The 18,385-nt window shown below is 71.3% G+C and carries 13 protein-coding genes and 1 tRNA gene; 12 read left to right on the top strand and 2 right to left on the bottom strand.

What is annotated here, in order from left to right; all coding sequences use genetic code 11:
- Positions 1 to 89 precede the first annotated feature (89 nt).
- Entirely contained in the window at positions 90 to 1,436 is a 1,347-nt protein-coding gene (murA, locus tag OG709_RS12945) for a UDP-N-acetylglucosamine 1-carboxyvinyltransferase (protein WP_250298752.1), read from the bottom strand.
- A gap of 269 nt (positions 1,437 to 1,705) precedes the next feature.
- Between murA and OG709_RS12940 the strand changes: the two genes are divergently transcribed.
- From OG709_RS12940 to OG709_RS12905, 8 genes are all read left to right on the top strand, one after another.
- Positions 1,706 to 2,368 carry a YqgE/AlgH family protein gene (locus OG709_RS12940; RefSeq protein ID WP_250298751.1) on the top strand — a complete coding sequence of 221 codons (663 nt, stop codon included), beginning with the start codon at positions 1,706 to 1,708 and terminating at the stop codon, positions 2,366 to 2,368.
- Positions 2,369 to 2,430: 62 nt separating this feature from the next.
- Positions 2,431 to 2,724: a DUF3039 domain-containing protein gene (locus OG709_RS12935; protein ID WP_164266014.1), complete on the top strand. Its 294-nt coding sequence runs from the start codon at positions 2,431 to 2,433 to the stop codon at positions 2,722 to 2,724.
- 187 nt (positions 2,725 to 2,911) lie between these two features.
- A complete protein-coding gene (locus OG709_RS12930) occupies positions 2,912 to 4,573 on the top strand; it encodes a beta-N-acetylhexosaminidase (RefSeq protein WP_329166143.1) in 1,662 nt (553 codons plus the stop codon).
- Between the two features lie 287 nt (positions 4,574 to 4,860).
- Positions 4,861 to 5,781, top strand: a complete 921-nt coding sequence (locus OG709_RS12925) for an FAD binding domain-containing protein (protein WP_250298749.1) — start codon at positions 4,861 to 4,863, stop codon at positions 5,779 to 5,781.
- A complete protein-coding gene (locus OG709_RS12920; RefSeq protein ID WP_329166141.1) occupies positions 5,778 to 7,754 on the top strand; it encodes a 2Fe-2S iron-sulfur cluster-binding protein in 1,977 nt (658 codons plus the stop codon). Before OG709_RS12925 ends, OG709_RS12920 begins: the two co-directional genes overlap by 4 nt.
- Entirely contained in the window at positions 7,751 to 10,072 is a 2,322-nt protein-coding gene (locus tag OG709_RS12915) for a xanthine dehydrogenase family protein molybdopterin-binding subunit (RefSeq protein ID WP_250298747.1), read from the top strand. Before OG709_RS12920 ends, OG709_RS12915 begins: the two co-directional genes overlap by 4 nt.
- 243 nt (positions 10,073 to 10,315) lie before the next feature.
- A complete protein-coding gene (locus tag OG709_RS12910; protein WP_329166139.1) occupies positions 10,316 to 12,520 on the top strand; it encodes a terpene synthase family protein in 2,205 nt (734 codons plus the stop codon).
- A gap of 195 nt (positions 12,521 to 12,715) precedes the next feature.
- Complete coding sequence (locus OG709_RS12905) at positions 12,716 to 13,246, top strand: DUF1269 domain-containing protein (RefSeq protein WP_250298745.1); 531 nt, start codon at positions 12,716 to 12,718, stop codon at positions 13,244 to 13,246.
- Between the two features lie 142 nt (positions 13,247 to 13,388).
- Here the strand turns inward: OG709_RS12905 and OG709_RS12900 are convergent.
- Positions 13,389 to 13,460 (bottom strand) — tRNA-Cys (locus tag OG709_RS12900).
- 170 nt (positions 13,461 to 13,630) lie between these two features.
- Here OG709_RS12900 and OG709_RS12895 point away from each other — a divergent pair.
- The 4 genes from OG709_RS12895 to OG709_RS12880 all read left to right on the top strand — a co-directional run bounded on the left by OG709_RS12895 (position 13,631) and on the right by OG709_RS12880 (position 18,012).
- Positions 13,631 to 15,100: an MFS transporter gene (locus OG709_RS12895; RefSeq protein WP_266642905.1), complete on the top strand. Its 1,470-nt coding sequence runs from the start codon at positions 13,631 to 13,633 to the stop codon at positions 15,098 to 15,100.
- Positions 15,101 to 15,142: 42 nt separating this feature from the next.
- Entirely contained in the window at positions 15,143 to 15,382 is a 240-nt protein-coding gene (locus OG709_RS12890; protein ID WP_329166137.1) for a hypothetical protein, read from the top strand.
- Positions 15,379 to 15,813 carry a type II toxin-antitoxin system VapC family toxin gene (locus OG709_RS12885; RefSeq protein ID WP_250298742.1) on the top strand — a complete coding sequence of 145 codons (435 nt, stop codon included), beginning with the start codon at positions 15,379 to 15,381 and terminating at the stop codon, positions 15,811 to 15,813. The genes OG709_RS12890 and OG709_RS12885 overlap by 4 nt, the downstream gene beginning before the upstream one ends.
- Before the next feature lie 417 nt (positions 15,814 to 16,230).
- A complete protein-coding gene (locus tag OG709_RS12880; protein WP_250298741.1) occupies positions 16,231 to 18,012 on the top strand; it encodes a DEAD/DEAH box helicase in 1,782 nt (593 codons plus the stop codon).
- The last annotated feature ends 373 nt before the right edge of the window (positions 18,013 to 18,385 follow it).

Below are 18,385 nucleotides of genomic sequence, written 5' to 3'. Positions count from 1 at the left end.
GCTCGAAGCGCCGCACCGGCTCGATGGTCACCGGACGGGCTCGACAAATCCGAGCCCGTCCGGACGGGGATCGGGGCAGAGCCTGCCCGTCAGACCAGCGCCGCCCCCGGCAGCTCCACCTTCGCGCCCAGCTCGATCAGCTTGTCGAGGAAGTTCTCGTAGCCACGGTTGATCAGGTCGATCCCGTGCACCCGGGACGTGCCCTCCGCCGCGAGCGCGGCGATCAGGTACGAGAAGCCGCCGCGCAGGTCCGGGATGACCAGGTCCGCGCCCTGGAGCTTCGTGGGGCCGCTGACGACCGCCGAGTGCAGGAAGTTGCGCTGGCCGAAGCGGCAGTCCGAGCCGCCCAGGCACTCGCGGTAGAGCTGGATGTGCGCGCCCATCTGGTTCAGCGCGGACGTGAAGCCCAGCCGGGACTCGTACACCGTCTCGTGGACGATGGAGAGGCCGCTGGCCTGGGTCAGCGCCACGACCAGCGGCTGCTGCCAGTCGGTCTGGAAGCCGGGGTGCACGTCCGTCTCCAGCGCGATGGCGTTCAGCGGGCCGCCCGGGTGCCAGAAGCGGATGCCCTCGTCGTCGATCTCGAAGGCGCCGCCGACCTTCCGGTACGTGTTGAGGAACGTCATCATCGAGCGCTGCTGGGCGCCGCGCACATAGATGTTGCCCCCGGTCGCCAGCGCCGCCGAGGCCCAGGACGCGGCCTCCAGACGGTCCGGCAGCGCACGGTGGTTGTAGCCGCCGAGCTGGTCGACACCGGTGATCCGGATCGTCCGGTCGGTGTCCATGGAGATGATCGCGCCCATCTTCTGCAGTACGCAGATGAGGTCCTCGATCTCCGGCTCCACGGCGGCGTTCGACAGCTCGGTGACGCCCTCGGCCAGCACGGCCGTCAGCAGCACCTGCTCGGTCGAGCCGACCGACGGGTACGGCAGCCGGATCTTGCAGCCGCGCAGCCGCTGCGGGGCCTCCAGGTACTGGCCGTCCGCCCGCTTCTCGATGGTCGCGCCGAACTTGCGCAGCACCTCGAAGTGGAAGTCGATCGGCCGGCCGCCGATGTCGCAACCGCCGAGGCCCGGGATGAACGCGTGACCGAGCCGGTGCAGCAGCGGGCCGCAGAAGAGGATCGGGATGCGCGAGGAGCCCGCGTGGGCGTCGATGTCGGCGACGTTGGCGCTCTCCACGTGCGACGGGTCGAGGATCAGCTCGCCCGGCTCCTCACCGGGGCGGACGGTCACACCGTGCAGCTGGAGCAGCCCGCGCACGACGCGTACGTCGCGGATGTCGGGCACATTGCGCAGTCTGCTCGGCCCGCTGCCGAGGAGCGCGGCGACCATCGCCTTCGGCACGAGGTTCTTCGCCCCGCGAACGCGGATCTCGCCTTCGAGCGGGTTGCCGCCGTGGACGAGCAGTACATCGTCGGTGCCAGTGCCGGTCATGAATCTCGCGTTCCGGAGAAGGGGTGGACAGGGGTCGATACAGCGGATGCGTCTCAAAGGGTAAGGGGCGAATACCCCCGTTCCATAAGGCTGAGGGGGTGCGCGGCCCGTCATGACTCTGCTACAACACGCTACGCACCCGTGCCGTCACGGGGCGGCGTGGCGCCGTACGGGCCCCGGCCCCGCGCCACCGCGCCCCCCTCGTGCGCTGAGCTGCGCCGGTGCGTGCTCGCGCACCCGCCCCCCACGGAGAGCGAATGTGCGGGATCATGTCTGCCATGACGGAGGTGTCCTCGCTCACAGGGCGGCTGCTCGTTGCCACCCCCGCCCTGGCGGACCCGAATTTCGACCGCGCGGTGGTGCTCGTCCTCGATCACGACGGGGAGGGGTCGCTCGGTGTTGTCCTCAACCGCCCGACCCCGGTGGACGTCGGCGACATCCTGGCGGGCTGGGACCAGCTCACCGGGGAGCCCGGCGTGATCTTCCAGGGCGGCCCGGTCTCGCTGGACTCGGCGCTGGGGGTCGCCGTCATCCCCGGCGGCTCGGGGCCCGCCGTTCCCGGCATCGACGAGCCGACCCCGCGGCGCAGGCCGTGGGGGGACGCCTCCGAGGGTCTCCGGCGCCGCTCCGACCGGGACGATCCCATCGGCTGGCGGCGGGTGTACGGCGCGATCGGCCTGGTGGACCTGGAGACGCCGCCGGAACTGCTCGCCGCGGCGCTGGGCTCCCTGCGGATCTTCGCCGGTTACGCGGGCTGGGGTCCCGGACAGCTCGCCGCCGAGGTGGAAGCGGGTGCCTGGTACGTGGTGGATTCGGAGCCCGGAGACGTCTCGTCGCCCGACCCGGACGGCCTGTGGCGGTCGGTGCTGCGACGCCAGCGGAGCATGCTGGCGATGATCGCCACCTATCCGGACGACCCCTCACTCAACTGAAGGCGGAATCAGCCGGACCGGCCGCCCCACATGCCCGCCGGTCTTCAGTATCCTTGGCCCCCATGAGCACTCTTGAGCCCGAGCGCGGGGCAGGTACGGGGACCCTCGTAGAGCCGACACCACAGGTGTCGAACGGCGACGGAGACCACGAACGCTTCGCCCACTATGTCCAGAAGGACAAGATCATGGCGAGCGCGCTGGAAGGCACGCCCGTCGTCGCCCTGTGCGGCAAGGTCTGGGTGCCGGGCCGCGACCCGAAGAAGTACCCGGTCTGTCCCATGTGCAAGGAGATCTACGAGTCCATGGGCGCCGGTGGCGACAAGGACAAGGGCGGCAAGGACGGCGGCAAGAAGTAGCACCTGCTGCGCTCTGCCGACGGCCGCATCTCCCTGACGGTTCTCCCTGACGGTCTTCCCTGACGTCCGCTTTCCGCGCACGACTGTTTCCCGCGTACGGCCGCGGCGCCTCCCCCCTGAGGTGCCGCGGCCGAGTCGTGCCCGCCCGCCCGAAGTGGTCTATGCCAATCGCGGTGGGTCGGGCAGGATGGCATCCATGGATCTGATTCCCGCGCCCGTGGGCGCCAAGGACTTGCGGGCCGGTGACGGCTTCGCCGTGGACGAGCGGACCGTCATCGACGCGGGCCCCGGAACCGAAGGCGCGGCCCGCTGGCTGCGGCAGGTGATCGGTGCGGCCACCGGACTGCCCCTCGGCCCCGGGGCGGACGGGAGCGACCGGACCGTCCGGCTGCGGATCGACGCCGGCGTCGCGGACACCCTCGGGCCCGAGGGCTACCGGCTGGACGTCGACAGCGCGGGAATCGGCCTGCACGGCGGCAGCGCGGCCGGGGTGTTCTGGGGTGCGCAGACCCTCCGTCAGCTGCTCGGCCCCGAGGCGTTCCGGCGCGCCCCGCTGCGGCAGGACCGGCAGTGGACCGTCCCCGGCTGCGCGATCGAGGACGGCCCGCGGTTCGCCTGGCGCGGCATGATGCTCGACGTGGGCCGGCACTTCATGCCCAAGGCCGGTGTCCTGCGCTACCTCGACCTCCTCGCCGCCCACAAGCTCAACGTCTTCCACTTCCACCTCACCGACGACCAGGGCTGGCGCATCGAGATCAAGCGCCACCCCCGGCTCACCGAGGTCGGCGCCTGGCGCTCCCGTACGAAGTGGGGCCACCGGGCGTCCCCGCTCTGGGACGAGAAGCCGCACGGCGGTTTCTACACCCAGGACGACATCCGCGAGATCGTCGCGTACGCCGCCGAGCGGCACATCACCGTCGTCCCGGAGATCGACATCCCCGGGCACTCGCAGGCCGCGATCTCCGCGTACCCGGAGCTGGGCAACACCGACGTCGTCGACACGGCCGCCCTCACGGTGTGGGACACCTGGGGCGTCAGCCCCCACGTGCTCGCCCCGACGGAGAAGGTGCTGCGCTTCTACGAGGGTGTCCTCGACGAAGTCCTCGCGCTCTTCCCCTCGACCTTCATCCACCTGGGCGGCGACGAGTGCCCCAAGGACCAGTGGCAGAAGTCCCCGGCCGCCCAGGCCCGGATGGCCGAGCTGGGTCTGGCCGACGAGGACGAGCTCCAGTCCTGGTTCATCCGGCACTTCGACCGCTGGCTCGCCGAGCGCGGCCGGCGGCTCATCGGCTGGGACGAGATCCTGGAAGGCGGCCTCGCGCCGGGCGCCGCCGTCTCCTCCTGGCGGGGTTACGCGGGCGGGATCGCCGCCGCGGAGTCCGGGCACGACGTCGTCATGTGCCCGGAGCAGCAGGTGTATCTGGACCACCGTCAGCACGGCGGCGAGGACGAGCCGATGCCCATCGGGTACGTCCGCACGCTGGAGGACGTCTACCGCTTCGAGCCCGTTCCGCCGCAGCTCGCCCCCGAGGCCGCCGCGCATGTCATCGGCACCCAGGCCAATGTCTGGACCGAGGTGATGGAGGACCAGAACCGGGTCGACTACCAGGCCTTCCCGAGGCTGGTCGCCTTCTCCGAGGTCGCCTGGTCGGCGCTGCCCGCCCCGGCCGAGCGCGACTACCCGGACTTCGACCGGCGGATGGCCGTGCACTACGCGCGGCTCGACGCGCTCGGTGTGCACTACCGGCCGCCGGGCGGCCCGTTGCCCGCGCAGCGGCGCCCCGCCCCCCAGGGACTGACGGCCGCCGACCTCGGACGCCCGATCGAGGGGACGCCCCCAAACGTGTGAGCGTGGCGGGAAGGCATGTGCCGGAACCCGGTCGGCTGGGAGCATGACTGGCCGTGCCGAACAAGTCGTACAAGGAACGCAGAAGAGCAGTAATCAGCACTTCGCGGCAATGGTGCATGAATCAGGACGATCAGCCTGGGAGAGGATGGAACCACCCTTCGCGGACCCTCCCGTCGTGCGGCTCGGAAGATGTGCCAGAGTTGCCACGTCCGGGCTCCGAGCACGTACCGTACGGCGCAACAGGCGGGACAGCCGGGACACCGGGACACCGGGAAGGGGCAGCTGGGTTGACCACGCACGCACCGCAGGCGGCGCAGTCCGTGACGCTGCCGACATCGCTCGACGAGGCCGTGGCGGCGCTGACCGCCATGCCCGCCGCCGTGCCCGTCGCGGGCGGTACGGATCTGATGGCGGCGGTGAATTCGGGGCTGCTGCGTCCCGCGGGACTTGTCGGGCTCGGCAGGATCAGCGAGATCCGGGGCTGGCACTACCAGGACGGGCACGCGCTGCTCGGCGCGGGTCTCACCCACGCCCGGATGGGGCGGCCGGACTTCGCGGCGCTGATCCCCGCGCTGGCTGCTGCCGCCCGCGCGGCGGGCCCGCCCCAGATCCGTAACGCGGGCACGCTCGGCGGCAACATCGTCACCGCCGCACCGACCGGCGACGCGCTGCCGGTACTGGCCGCGCTGGAGGCGACCCTGGTCGTGGCCGGTCCGGACGGCGCCCGCCGGGAGACCCCGGTCTCGCACCTGCTCGCAGGCCGGGACATGCTGCAGCCCGCCGAACTCGTGGGCTTCGTACGGGTACCGCTGCTGCACGCCCCCCAGGTCTTCCTCAAAGCCACCGGCCGTACCGGCCCCGGCCGGGCGACCGCCTCGGTCGCCGTGGTCCTCGACCCGGCCCGGCGCGGGGTGCGCTGCGCGGTCGGCGCCATCGCGCCGATGCCGCTGCGCCCGCTCGAAGCCGAGCGCTGGATCGCCTCGTTGATCGACTGGGACGGCGAACGCGGGCTCGCCCAGGAGGCGCTCACCGCCTTCGGCGAGTACGTCGCAGCCGCCTGCATCCCCGACGTGGTGCCGTCCCCCGGGGCGGGTGACACCGCGCACGCCGCCGGGGGCGAGGCGCAGCCGTTGCCCCCGGCCGTACTGCACTTGCGGCGGACCGTCGCCGCACTGGCCCGGCGAGCACTGGGGAGGGCACTGTCGTGACCACCAACAACGACCACGGCGGCTGGCAGCCGGTCCCGCACGGCGGGGACTACGACGCCGAAGCCACCGCGTTCGTACAGCTTCCCGAGGACATGGACCTGGACGGCGCGCCGCTGGCCGCGCCCGGTCACGGGTACGTGCCACCGATGATCCTGCCGCTGACGCCCGCGGCCGGTACGGACCCGGCCGCCACCGGTCACTGGTCGGTGCCGCAGGCGGCGCACTGGCCGGAGCCCGGTTCCGCCCAGGACATGGCGCCCGAGCAGATGGCGGAGCAGGCGTACCCGTACGACCCCAGGGCCACCGGCCAGTGGGCGTTCACCGAGACGCAGGGCGAGCCGGCTCCCGGGCAGCCGTACCAGCAGCCGCACGAGCCGTACCAGTTCCCCCAGCAGCACCAGCACCCGCAGCACCCGCAGCAGACCCACGAGCAACTGCACCAGCCCCACGAGCAACTGCACCAGCAGCCGCACGAGCAGCCGCACCAGCACAGCGCGGGGGACCTGACCGGGCAGTGGACCATCCCGGTCGCGGAGGGCGAAGTCCCGGAGGAATCCGGCGAGTTCACTACGTCGTCGCTGCTGGGACCGGCGACACTGCCGGGCGGGGCACCTGCTCCCTGGGCGGTACCTGCGCAGCAGCCGGAACAGGCCGGGACGGAAGCGGCGGGGGCGGCCGACGGCGGCGCTCCGGCTTACGACGGCGTTCCGGTCCACGACCCCCGGACGCCGGAGAGCGTTCCGGTCCACGACCCCAGGACACCGGAGAGCGTTCCGGTCCACGACAGTGCCCCGGTGCACGACAGCGTTCAGGGCCCCGACGGTGCCCAGGGCCACGACGATGCGCCGGTGTATGACGGCGTTCCTGCCCATGGCAGTAACCAGACCCATGGCAGTAACCAGACCCACGGCAGTACCCAGACCCACGGCAGTACCCAGGCCTACGGCAGCACCCAGGCTCATGACAGCGCTCTGGATCATGTCAACGCCCCGGCCGATGTCAACTCCCAGGTGCATGACAGCACTCCGGCCGAGGGCACGCCCGTGCCCGCCGTCGAATCCGTACCCGTGGCAGTCCACGAGCCCGAGCCCGCAGCCGTTGCCGATCTCGACGGCGGTACCGGACCCGGCGCGCAGTCCGGACCCGATGCCGGCCCCGGTGCCGGGCTGGATCCGCGGCAGGGGCTCCGCCAGGACCCCCGCACGGAACCGGGGCAGGACCCCCGTCAGGAACCCGGCCAGGAACCCGCACCCGTACCCGAGACCGGCGCGGAACTCGTCGCCGAGCCCGAGCCCGAGACCCAGCCCGACCCCGGCACCGGGCCCGCGACCGAGCCCGACCCCGTAGCCGCATCCGCGCCCGTGTCCGACCCCGGGCCCGCCCGGAGCGAGCACACCCCCGCGTCGTACGTGCTGCGCGTGAACGGCTCCGACCGGCCCGTCACCGACGCCTGGATCGGCGAGTCGCTGCTCTACGTGCTGCGCGAGCGGCTCGGTCTGGCCGGCGCCAAGGACGGCTGCTCGCAGGGCGAGTGCGGTGCGTGCAACGTCCAGGTCGACGGCCGTCTCGTCGCCTCCTGCCTGGTCCCCGCGGCCACCGCGGCGGGCTCCGAGGTCCGTACGGTCGAGGGCCTCGCCGTCAACGGTGAGCCCTCCGACGTCCAGCGCGCCCTCGCCGACTGCGGGGCCGTCCAGTGCGGCTTCTGCATCCCCGGCATGGCCATGACGGTCCACGACCTCCTGGAGGGCAACCACGCCCCCACCGAGCTCGAAACCAGACAGGCACTCTGCGGCAACCTCTGCCGGTGCTCCGGTTACCGGGGCGTTCTGGACGCGGTCGGTGAGGTGGTCGCCGCGCGCGCAGCCGCGGCCACCGCGACCGAAGAGGCACGCATCCCGCACCAGGCACCCCCCGGGGCGGGCGGCGCACAGCCCTCGCACCCGCAGCAGCAGCACGACGGAGGCATGGCGTGAGCAGCGACGCGGCCACCGAGGCCACCGCGACGACCCCGGAGGCGGACGGCCCCGAACAGGAGCCGCCCGCACACGGTCTCGGGGTTTCCCTCCCACCGGCCGACACCCGCGCGAAGACCGAGGGCACCTTCCCGTACGCGTCCGACCTGTGGGCCGAGGGGCTGCTCTGGGCGGCGGTCCTGCGCGCCCCGCACCCGCACGCCCGGATCGTCTCGATCGACACCGCCGAGGCGTCCGCGATGCCCGGCGTGCGCGCGGTGGTCACCCACGCCGACATCCCCGGCGACAGCGCGCACGGCCGCGGGATCGCCGACCGCCCCGTCTTCGCCTCCGAACTCGTCCGCCACCACGGCGAGGCCATCGCCGCGGTCGCCGCCGACCACCCGGACACCGCCCGGCTCGCCGCCGCCGCCATCGCGGTCGAGTACGAGGTACTGGAGCCGGTCACCGACCCGGAGAAGGCGTTCACCGCCGAGCCGTTGCACCCCGACGGCAATCTGATCCGGCACATCCCGCTGCGCTTCGGCGACCCGGACATCACCGGTGAGGTGATCGTCGAAGGGCTCTACCGGATCGGCCGCCAGGACCCGGCGCCGATCGGCGCCGAGGCCGGGCTCGCCGTGCCCAGGCCGGACGGCGGCGTGGAGATCTACACCGCGTCCACCGACCCGCACGCCGACCGCGATCTGGCCGCCGCCTGCTTCGGTCTGGAGCCCGACCGCGTCAAGGTCGTGGTGACCGGGGTGCCCGGCGCGACCGGCGACCGGGAGGACACCAGCTTCCAACTCCCGCTCGGCCTGCTGGCGTTGAAGACCGGCTGCCCGGTCAAGCTGGCGGCCACCCGGGAGGAGTCCTTCCTCGGCCACGCGCACCGCCACCCGACCCTGCTGCGCTACCGCCACCACGCGGACGCCGAGGGCCGCCTGGTGAAGGTCGAGGCGCAGATCCTGCTCGACGCGGGCGCGTACGCCGACGCCTCGTCCGAATCGCTGGCCGCTGCCGTCGCGTTCGCCTGCGGTCCGTACGTCGTCCCGCACGCCTTCATCGAGGGCTGGGCGGTCCGTACGAACAACCCGCCGTCCGGGCACGTCCGGGGCGAGGGCGCCCTCCAGGTCTGCGCCGCGTACGAGGGCCAGATGGACAAGCTGGCGGCCAAGCTCTCCCTCGACCCGGCCGAACTGCGGCTGCGCAACGTCCTGGCCACCGGCGATCTGCTCCCCACCGGGCAGACCGTCACCTGCCCGGCCCCCGTCGCCGAACTCCTGAACTCCGTAAGAGACTTCCCGCTTCCCGTGCTGCCCAAGGACAGCCCCGAGGGGGACTGGCTGCTGCCCGGCGGCCCCGAGGGAGCAGGGGAACCCGGCGCGGTGCGCCGTGGTGTGGGCTACGCGCTCGGCATGGTCCACATGCTCGGCGCCGAGGGCGCCGACGAGGTCTCCACCGCGACCGTCAAAGTCCACGACGGCGTCGCCACCGTGATCTGCGCCGCCGTCGAGACCGGCCAGGGATTCTCCACGCTGGCCCGGCAGATCGTCCAGGACACCCTCGGTATCGAGGAGGTCCATGTCGCGTCCGTCGACACCGACCAGCCCCCGGCGGGCCCGGCCACGCACGGCAGGCACACCTGGGTCTCCGGCGGGGCGGTGGAGCGGGCGGCGAAGATGGTCCGGACCCAGCTTCTCCAGCCGCTGGCCCACAAGTTCGGCATGTCCACGGAGCTGCTGCAGATCGCCGACGGCAAGATCACCTCGTACGACGGGGTGCTCTCCACCACCGTCACCGAGGCGATGGACGGCAAGGAGCTCTGGGCGACGGCCCAGTGCCGCCCCCATCCGACCGAGCCGCTGGACGAGTCGGGCCAGGGCGACGCGTTCGTGGGCCTCGCCTTCTGCGCGATCCGCGCGGTCGTGGACGTGGACATCGAGGTCGGCTCGGTGCGGGTGGTGGAGATGGCGGTCGCCCAGGACGTCGGCCGGGTCCTCAACCCCCGGCTGCTGGCCTCCCGTATCGAGGCGGGCGTCACCCAGGGCGTCGGCGCGGCGCTCACCGAGAACCTGCGCACCACCCGAGGTGTGATCCGCCACCCCGACCTGACCGGATACGCGCTGCCCACGGCCCTGGACGCCCCGGACATCCGCATCGTGAAGCTGGTCGAGGAGCGTGACGTGGTGGCCCCGTTCGGCGCGAAGGCGGCGAGCGCGGTGCCCGTGGTCACCTCTCCGGCGGCGGTGGCGGCGGCGGTGCGGGCGGCGACCGGCCGCCCGGTCAGCCGACTGCCGATCCGGCCGCAGGCCGCGGTGGTCACGACCGCGCCGTGACGCCCGGTCCGCCCGCGACGACCTGATCACCGCGACGACCTGATCGCGGCGTGACGACCTGACCGCCCGTGCGGAGCCGGTGCGTCCGAACTGGCGCGTGACCCAAGCACGAAGGGCCGCTCCTGTCAGGGGTTTACCGCCCTTGTCATACGTATGGGCGGTCCGTCGCGCCGGACGGATGACCGGTCGGGACCCGGGGTAGTGCTCGGCCGATCAGTGACCTCGCGGAAAGGCCGAACGTCAGTGTCAAAGCCTTTTGAATTGCCGGATTTCTACTTGCCGCATCCGGCCAGGCTGAATTCCCGTCTCGAAGAGGCCCGGGTCCATACGAAGCAGTGGGCCCGGGACATGGGAATGCTGGAAGGCTCGGGAATCTGGGAGGAGCACGACCTCGATTCCCATGACTACGCGCTGCTCTGCGCCTATACCCACCCCGACTGCGGCGGCCCCGAACTGTCCCTCGTGACCGACTGGTACGTGTGGGTGTTCTTCTTCGACGACCATTTCCTGGAGGAGTTCAAGCGGTCCCAGGACCGGCAGGGCGGCAAGGCGTATCTGGACCGGCTGCCCGCCTTCATGCCGATGGACCTGTCCGACGGATTCCCGGAAGCGCGGAACCCGGTCGAGGCCGGGCTCGCCGACCTCTGGGCCAGGACGGTCCCGAGCATGTCGATGGAGTGGCGGGAACGTTTCGCCTTGAGCACCGAGAACCTGCTCAACGAGTCGCTCTGGGAGCTCTCCAACATCAACGCGGGGCGGATCTCCAACCCCGTGGAGTACATCGAGATGCGGCGCAAGGTCGGCGGGGCGCCGTGGTCGGCCGGGCTCATCGAGTACGCGACGGGTGCGGAGGTCCCGGCCGCCGTCGCGGGATCACGTCCGCTGCGCGTGCTCAAGGACACGTTCTCCGACGCGGTCCACCTGCGTAACGACCTCTTCTCGTACGAGCGGGAGATCCTGGACGAGGGCGAACTCAGCAACGGCGTCCTGGTCCTGGAGAACTTCCTGAAATGCACGACGCAGGAGGCGGCCGAGGCGGTCAACGATCTGCTCACCGCGCGGCTGCACCAGTTCGAGAACACCTTCTTCACCGAACTGGGGCCTCTCTTCGTCGAGTTCGGCGTGGACCCGAAGGGCGTCGCCGACACGCTCACGTACGCGAAGGGGCTCCAGGACTGGCAGTCAGGCGGACACGAGTGGCACATGCGGTCCAGCCGCTACATGAACGACGGCGGCAAGGCCGCGGAGTCCCGGCTGCCGGTCGGGCCGGTGGGGCTCGGGGCATCCGCCGCCGACATCAAACAGTTCCTCGGCAGGACGGGGCTCACCCGGCTCCGTAACCACACGCACCTACCGCACCGGCGGGTCGGGCCGTCCCAACTGCTGGACTTCGAGATGCCGTTCGCGCTGTCGCTGTCGCCGCATCTCGACGCGGCCCGGAGCCATCTCCTGGACTGGGCGCACCGGATGGGGATGCTCGACGACATCTGGGAGGAGCGGCAGCTCGTCGGATTCGACTTCCCGCTCTGCTCGGCCGGTATCGATCCGGACGCCACCCCGGACGAGCTCGCGCTGTCGTCGGGCTGGCTCGCCTGGGGGACGTACGCGGACGACTACTTCCCGCTGGTGTACGGGCGGACCCGCGACCTGACGAGCGCCCACGCGCAGAACGAGCGGTTCTCGCTGTTCATGCCGCTGGACGGGGAGGTGGCGCCGCAGCCGTCGAACGTCATGGAGCGTGCGCTGGCCGATCTGTGGGCGCGGACCGCGGCGCCGATGGACCTGGCCGCGCGGCGCACCTTCCGTACGGCCGTCGAGTCCATGACGGCCAGCTGGCTGTGGGAGCTGGCCAACCAGGCACAGCACCGGATCCCCGAACCGGTCGACTACATCGAGATGCGCCGGAAGACCTTCGGTTCCGACCTCACCATGGCCCTGGCCCGGCTGGGTCACGGCCACGAGATCCCGGAGGAGGTCTTCGCCAGCGGCACGGTGAAGGCCCTGGAGAGCTCGGCCGCCGACTACGCCTGCCTGATGAACGACGTCTTCTCGTACCAGAAGGAGATCGAGTTCGAGGGGGAGGTGCACAACGCGGTCCTGGTCGTCGAGGCGTTCTTCGGGGTGGACTACCCGACGGCGCTGGCCATGGTCGACGAGCTGATGGTCTCGCGCATGCGGCAGTTCCAGCATGTCGCGGAGCACGAACTGCCCGTCCTCTTCGACGACTTCGCACTGGACGGGAAGGCGCGGGACGCCCTGCGGGGCTATGTGCGGGAGCTGGAGGACTGGATGGCGGCCATCCTGAACTGGCACCGGAAGACCCGCAGGTACGCGGAGGCCGACCTGCTGTCGGGCGGGCCCGGCTCCCGCTTCCTGCCCCCGGCCCCGACCGGGCTCGGTACGTCGGCGGTGCGGCTGGCGGACCTCGTGAGCCGTGGGGTGAGGTAGCCGGCGCGGGGTGACCCGTGGGGGAACCCACGGGGTGATCCGGGAGGGATCCAGGCGAGGAGTGCTGCGGATGGCGCTCCCCGCCTGTCCCATTTGCGGCATATTTCCTATAGTGGGCTGGGTTCCGTCCCTCGACGCCCCGTTTCCCGGTGTCCCGCACTTCGATGTCCCGCACCCCGATGAGGAGTCAGCCGCATGAGCAATCTGTTCGTCGTCGCCTACGACGATCTCGCCACTGCCAATCAGGTCCGCGACAAGCTCTTCAGCCTGAGCCGCGAGCGCCTCGTCGACCTGGAGGACGCGGTCGTCGTCGAGCGCCGCGAGTCCGACGGCAAGATCAAACTGCATCAGGCCGTCAACCGCACGGCGACCGGCGCGACGGGCGGCGCGCTCTGGGGAGGTGTCATCGGGATGCTGTTCCTGGTGCCGTTCCTCGGCGCGGCCGTGGGTGCCGCGGCGGGCGCCGCGGGCGGCGCCGCCACCGACACGGGGGTGAACGACAACTTCATGAGGGATGTCAGCGCGAACCTGCGCCCCGGCACGGCGGCGCTCTTCGTCCTCGCGAAGTCGGAGGCCGCCGACAAGGTCATCCCGCAGCTCGCGCAGTTCGGCGGTCAGCTGGTGCAGACCTCGCTCTCCACCGAGCAGGAGGAGCACCTGAAGGAAATGGTCCAGGAGGCGCGGAAGGTGCAGGGCGGGCAGGGGCAGGAGCAGGCGCCGCAGTAGGTCCCGTGCGGACTTCTTCCGGGCGCCCCTGCTGCCTGTCCGGCGGCGGGGGGCGCCTGTTTGCGGCGCACTACGGCGTACTGCGCTGAATCGGAGGCCCGCTTATTACGGCGTAATAAGCGGGCGGACTGCGCTGCGTCGGAGGCCGTGGCGGGAATCGAACCCACGTAACTCGATTTGCAGTCGAGCCCCTGAACCACTCGGGCACACGGCCGGGCGAACCGGAACACCCCGAACGTAGGCGCCCGGCCGGACCGCCTCAAGGGCACGGGCGGGCCCGCAACGCGACTGCCATACGGCGTTCATGGTCGTACGACCAATGGCCGAGCCCCCCTCCCGCCTCAGACAGGGTTCATCCAGCGATTTGCCCCTTACTCTGGTCGGATGACCGCCCTGGAATCGCGCGACGCCGAGGTCGCACCCCCCGCCCCGCCCGAGGGCATCTCCACCTCCGCGACCGACGGGATCCTCGGCAGCGCGCACCGGGCTCTCAGCATCGGCATCGTCACCGTGGTGCTGCTCATCGCCTTCGAGGCGACCGCCGTCGGCACCGCGATGCCCGTCGCGGCGCGGGAGTTGCACGGCATCTCGCTGTACGCCTTCGCGTTCTCCGCGTACTTCACCACGTCGCTCTTCGCCATGGTCCTCTCCGGCCAGTGGGCCGACCGGAGCGGGCCGCTGGGGCCGCTCGCCACCGGGATCGCCGCGTTCGCGACCGGGCTGCTGCTCTCCGGCACGGCGTCCACGATGTGGCTGTTCGTCGCCGGCCGGGCCGTACAGGGGCTGGGCGGCGGGCTGGTCATCGTCGCGCTGTACGTCGTCGTCAGCCGCGCCTACCCGGAACATCTGCGTCCCTCGATCATGGCCGCCTTTGCCGCGAGCTGGGTGGTGCCCTCGGTGGTCGGACCGCTGGCCGCCGGTACGGTCACCCAGCACCTGGGCTGGCGCTGGGTGTTCATCGGCATCCCGGTCCTGGTGGTTCCGCCGCTGGCGCTCGCCCTGCCCGCGATCCGCCGGATGGCGTCGGGCCCGGCCGACCCGTCCGTCCCCGCACCCACCATCGACCGGCGCCGGATCCGGCTCGCGCTGGGCATCTCGGTCGGGGCCGGGCTGCTCCAGTACGCGGGACAGGACCTGCGGTGGCTGTCCCTGGTGCCCGCCGCGGCCGGGATCGCGCTGCTGGTTCCCGCGGTGCTCGGGCTGCTGCCGCGCGGCACCTGCCGGGCGGCGCGCGGGCTGCCCTCGGTGGTGCTGCTGCGCGGGATCTCGGCGGGGTCGTTCATCGCGGCCGAGAGCTTCGTACCGCTGATGCTCGTCACCCAGCGGGGCCTGTCGCCGACCCTGGCGGGCCTGTCGCTGGCGGCCGGCGGCGGGACCTGGGCGCTCGGCTCGTACGTCCAGTCCAGGCCGCGCATGGAGCCGTACCGGCAGCGGCTGATGGTGGTGGGCATGTTCATGGTCGCCGCGGCCATCGCGGCTGCCCCGAGCGTGCTGATCCACTCCGTACCGGTGTGGACGGTCGCGGTCGCCTGGGGCGTCGGCTGCTACGGGATGGGCACGGTCATCGCCTCGACCAGCGTGATGATGCTGAAGCTGTCGGCACCGGAGGAGGCGGGCGCGAACTCGGCGGCCCTGCAGATCTCCGACGGCCTCTCCAACGTCCTGCTGCTCGCGGTGGGCGGCGCGGCGTTCGCGGCGCTCGGCGGGGGAGCGGTGGGAGCCCTGACCGACGGGGTCTCGGCCCCGCACCCGGGGGCGTTCGCCGTGGTGTTCCTGCCGATGGCGGGGGTGGCGCTGGTGGGGGTGTGGGTGGCTACGCGGCTGGGCCTCAAGAGCGGGGGCATCGCGCGGTAGTCCACTTGTGCATCATGATGCGCCCGCCTTACGCTTTGATGCATGAGGACCACGGTTGATCTCCCCGAGAGCCTGCTTCAGCAGGCCAAGATCCGTGCCGCACGCAGACAGGTGTCTGTCAGCAGGGTGATAGAGGATGCGATGCGGGTGTCCTTCGCCCGGGATGTCGCAGCGGCCGAGAACCTGGTCACGCTGCCCACCGCCGATCTCGGCGGGCTCCGTCCCGGGGTCAGCCTTGACGACAACGCCGCTCTGCTGGACATCATGGACGGTGTTGAGTGATCTTCTGCGACGTCAATGTCCTGGTGTACGCCTTCCGTGAGGAAGCAGATGAGCACCAGGCCTACCGCACCTGGCTGACGGACCGGCTGAACGGCGATGAACCGGTGGCCTTCAACGCCACGGTGGCCAGCCGATTCGTGCGCCTCGTCACGCACCCCCGGATCTTTCCCAAGCCCGTCGCGGCGTCCGAAGCGCTGGATTTCCTGGCGGCCGTCCGGGATGCCCCGGTGTCCACTCCGCTGTTCGAGGGCCCACGTCACTGGGAGATCTTCGACCGTCTGTGCCGGAAGATCGGTGCCCGCGCGAACCTGGTGCCTGACGCCTATCTCGCGGCTCTGGCCATCGAGTCGGGCTCGACCTTCTACAGCGCCGACCGCGGCTTCGCGCGCTTTCCGGATCTGCGCTGGGAACACCCCATGGATGAGAGCTGAGGGCGGCGGCCGTGCCCGATTTCAGGCTTGAGTTGCCGCCCGGGACAGAAGCAGCGGTGCGCACTCGGGCAGCGGCGGAGGGGATCACCCCGGAGGAGCTTGCCCACCGGGCGATCAGCTGGGCACTGGCGAGGCCCCTGCCGCAGCGGGAACCGTCCGGCGAAGAAAGCCATGGTCCGATCGCGGGTCATCACGCGGGACCATGACGCGGGGTGTGACGCCCGGAGTCATGAGGAGAGTCACATGATGGCCGTCCCGGCGGCGTAACCGCGGCGGCACCATGACCTCACCGGTAGGGTGGCCCGGTTGTCGTACCGACACCCGTGCCCGACATCCGTGCCCGACACCCGGCTCCGAAGCCCCGTACGGATCCGAGGGCCCGGACGCCCCGTGCACCTGAGAACCGATTCGGAGACCGTGACTACTACCGCCTCCCACACGCTCTCACCCGCCTTCCCCGGCCGGGCCCCCTGGGGCACGGCCAGCAAGCTGCGTGCCTGGCAGGAAGGCGCCCTGGAGCGCTATCTCCATGAGCAGCCGCGGGACTTCCTCGCGGTCGCGACCCCCGGCGCGGGGAAGACCACCTTCGCGCTGACCCTCGCGTCCTGGCTGCTGCACCACCACGTCGTGCAGCAGATCACCGTGGTCGCGCCGACCGAGCACCTGAAGAAGCAGTGGGCGGAGGCCGCCGCCCGGATAGGGATCAAGCTCGACCCGGACTACAGCGCGGGACCGCTGAGCAAGGAGTACGACGGCGTCGCGGTCACCTACGCCGGTGTCGGCGTGCGCCCGATGCTGCACCGCAACCGCTGCGAGCAGCGCAAGACGCTCGTCATCCTCGACGAGATCCACCACGCCGGAGACAGCAAGTCCTGGGGCGAGGCGTGCCAGGAGGCGTTCGACCCGGCGACCCGGCGGCTCGCGCTGACCGGTACGCCGTTCCGCTCGGACACCAACCCGATCCCGTTCGTCGCGTACGAGGAGGGCAACGACGGCATCCGGCGTTCCTCCGCCGACTACACGTACGGCTACGGCAACGCCCTGGCCGACGGCGTCGTCCGCCCCGTGATCTTCCTCAGCTACAGCGGCAACATGCGCTGGCGCACCAAGGCGGGCGACGAGATCGCCGCCCGCCTCGGCGAGCCGATGACCAAGGACGCGATCGGCCAGGCCTGGCGGACCGCGCTCGCGCCGACCGGCGAGTGGATCCCGAACGTGCTGCGCGCCGCCGACCAGCGGCTCACCGAGGTCCGCAAGGGCATCCCGGACGCGGGCGGACTGGTCATCGCGTCCGACCAGGACACCGCCCGCGAGTACGCCAAGATCCTCAAGAAGATCACCGGTGACCGGCCGGCCGTCGTGCTCTCCGACGAGAAGGCCGCGTCGAAGAAGATCGACCAGTTCGCCGCGGACGAGTCCCGGTGGATGGTCGCGGTCCGGATGGTGTCGGAGGGCGTGGACGTCCCACGTCTCGCGGTCGGCGTGTACGCGACGACCATCTCGACCCCGCTCTTCTTCGCCCAGGCGGTGGGCCGGTTCGTCCGCTCCCGCAGGCGCGGTGAGACCGCGTCCGTCTTCGTGCCGACGATCCCGATGCTCCTCGACTTCGCGAACGAGATGGAGGTCGAGCGGGACCACGTCCTCGACAAGCCGAAGAAGGGCAGCGACGAGGAGAACCCGTTCTCCGAGGAGGACAAGCTCCTCGCCGACGCGGAGAAGCTGGAGGACGAGGAGACCGAGGAGCAACTGCCCTTCGAGGCACTGGAGTCGGACGCGGTCTTCGACCGGGTGCTGTACGACGGCGCCGAGTTCGGGATGCAGGCGCACCCGGGCAGCGAGGAGGAGCAGGACTACCTCGGCATCCCCGGCCTCCTCGAACCGGACCAGGTCCAGCTGCTGCTCCAGAAGCGGCAGACCCGGCAGATCGCGCACAGCAGGCAGAAACCGGCCGCGGAGGCCGACCTGCTGGAGAAGGCCGCGGAGGCACGGCCCGTCGTCACCCACAAGCAGCTGCTCGAACTCCGTAAGCAGCTCAACACCATGGTGTCGGCGTACACCCACCAGAGCGGCAAACCGCACGGCGTGATCCACACCGAGCTGCGGCGGACGTGCGGGGGGCCGCCGAGCGCGGAGGCGACCGCGGGTCAGCTCAAGGAGCGGATCAAGAAGGTCCAGGAGTGGGCCACCCGGATGCGGTGAGGGGCCCACCGGTTCCGCGCCCGTCCGGTTCCGCGCCCGTCCGGTCCCGGCTCGGCCGTTCTGGCTCAACTGCTGTTCCGGTCGCCAGCGGTTGGGATGTTCATCGCGATGTGGAAGCCCGGCGATGGTCATCGGGACGTAAAAGCTCGGCATAGAAAAACGACGTCAAAGAGCGGTGTTCCGATCACGGTGCACCGCTCTTTCGTCATGTTCGGGGCAAACAGTGCACCGACTGCCCGGATTGTGGACTAACCCTTCCGCTGAGCGGACCGGCTTCGCTACTGTCCCCGGCAACGCATACGCCCCGTGGCAACGCCGCCGCGGAGCGCAGCCGGTGACCTGGCCTGCCGGCGGCCGCCGCGCGCGTCGCCGA

The organism is Streptomyces sp. NBC_01267 (assembly GCF_036241575.1).
Lineage (GTDB): Bacteria > Actinomycetota > Actinomycetes > Streptomycetales > Streptomycetaceae > Streptomyces.
The sequence above is the reverse complement of the archived record's forward strand: the minus strand, read 5'-3'. Positions and strand labels throughout refer to the sequence as shown.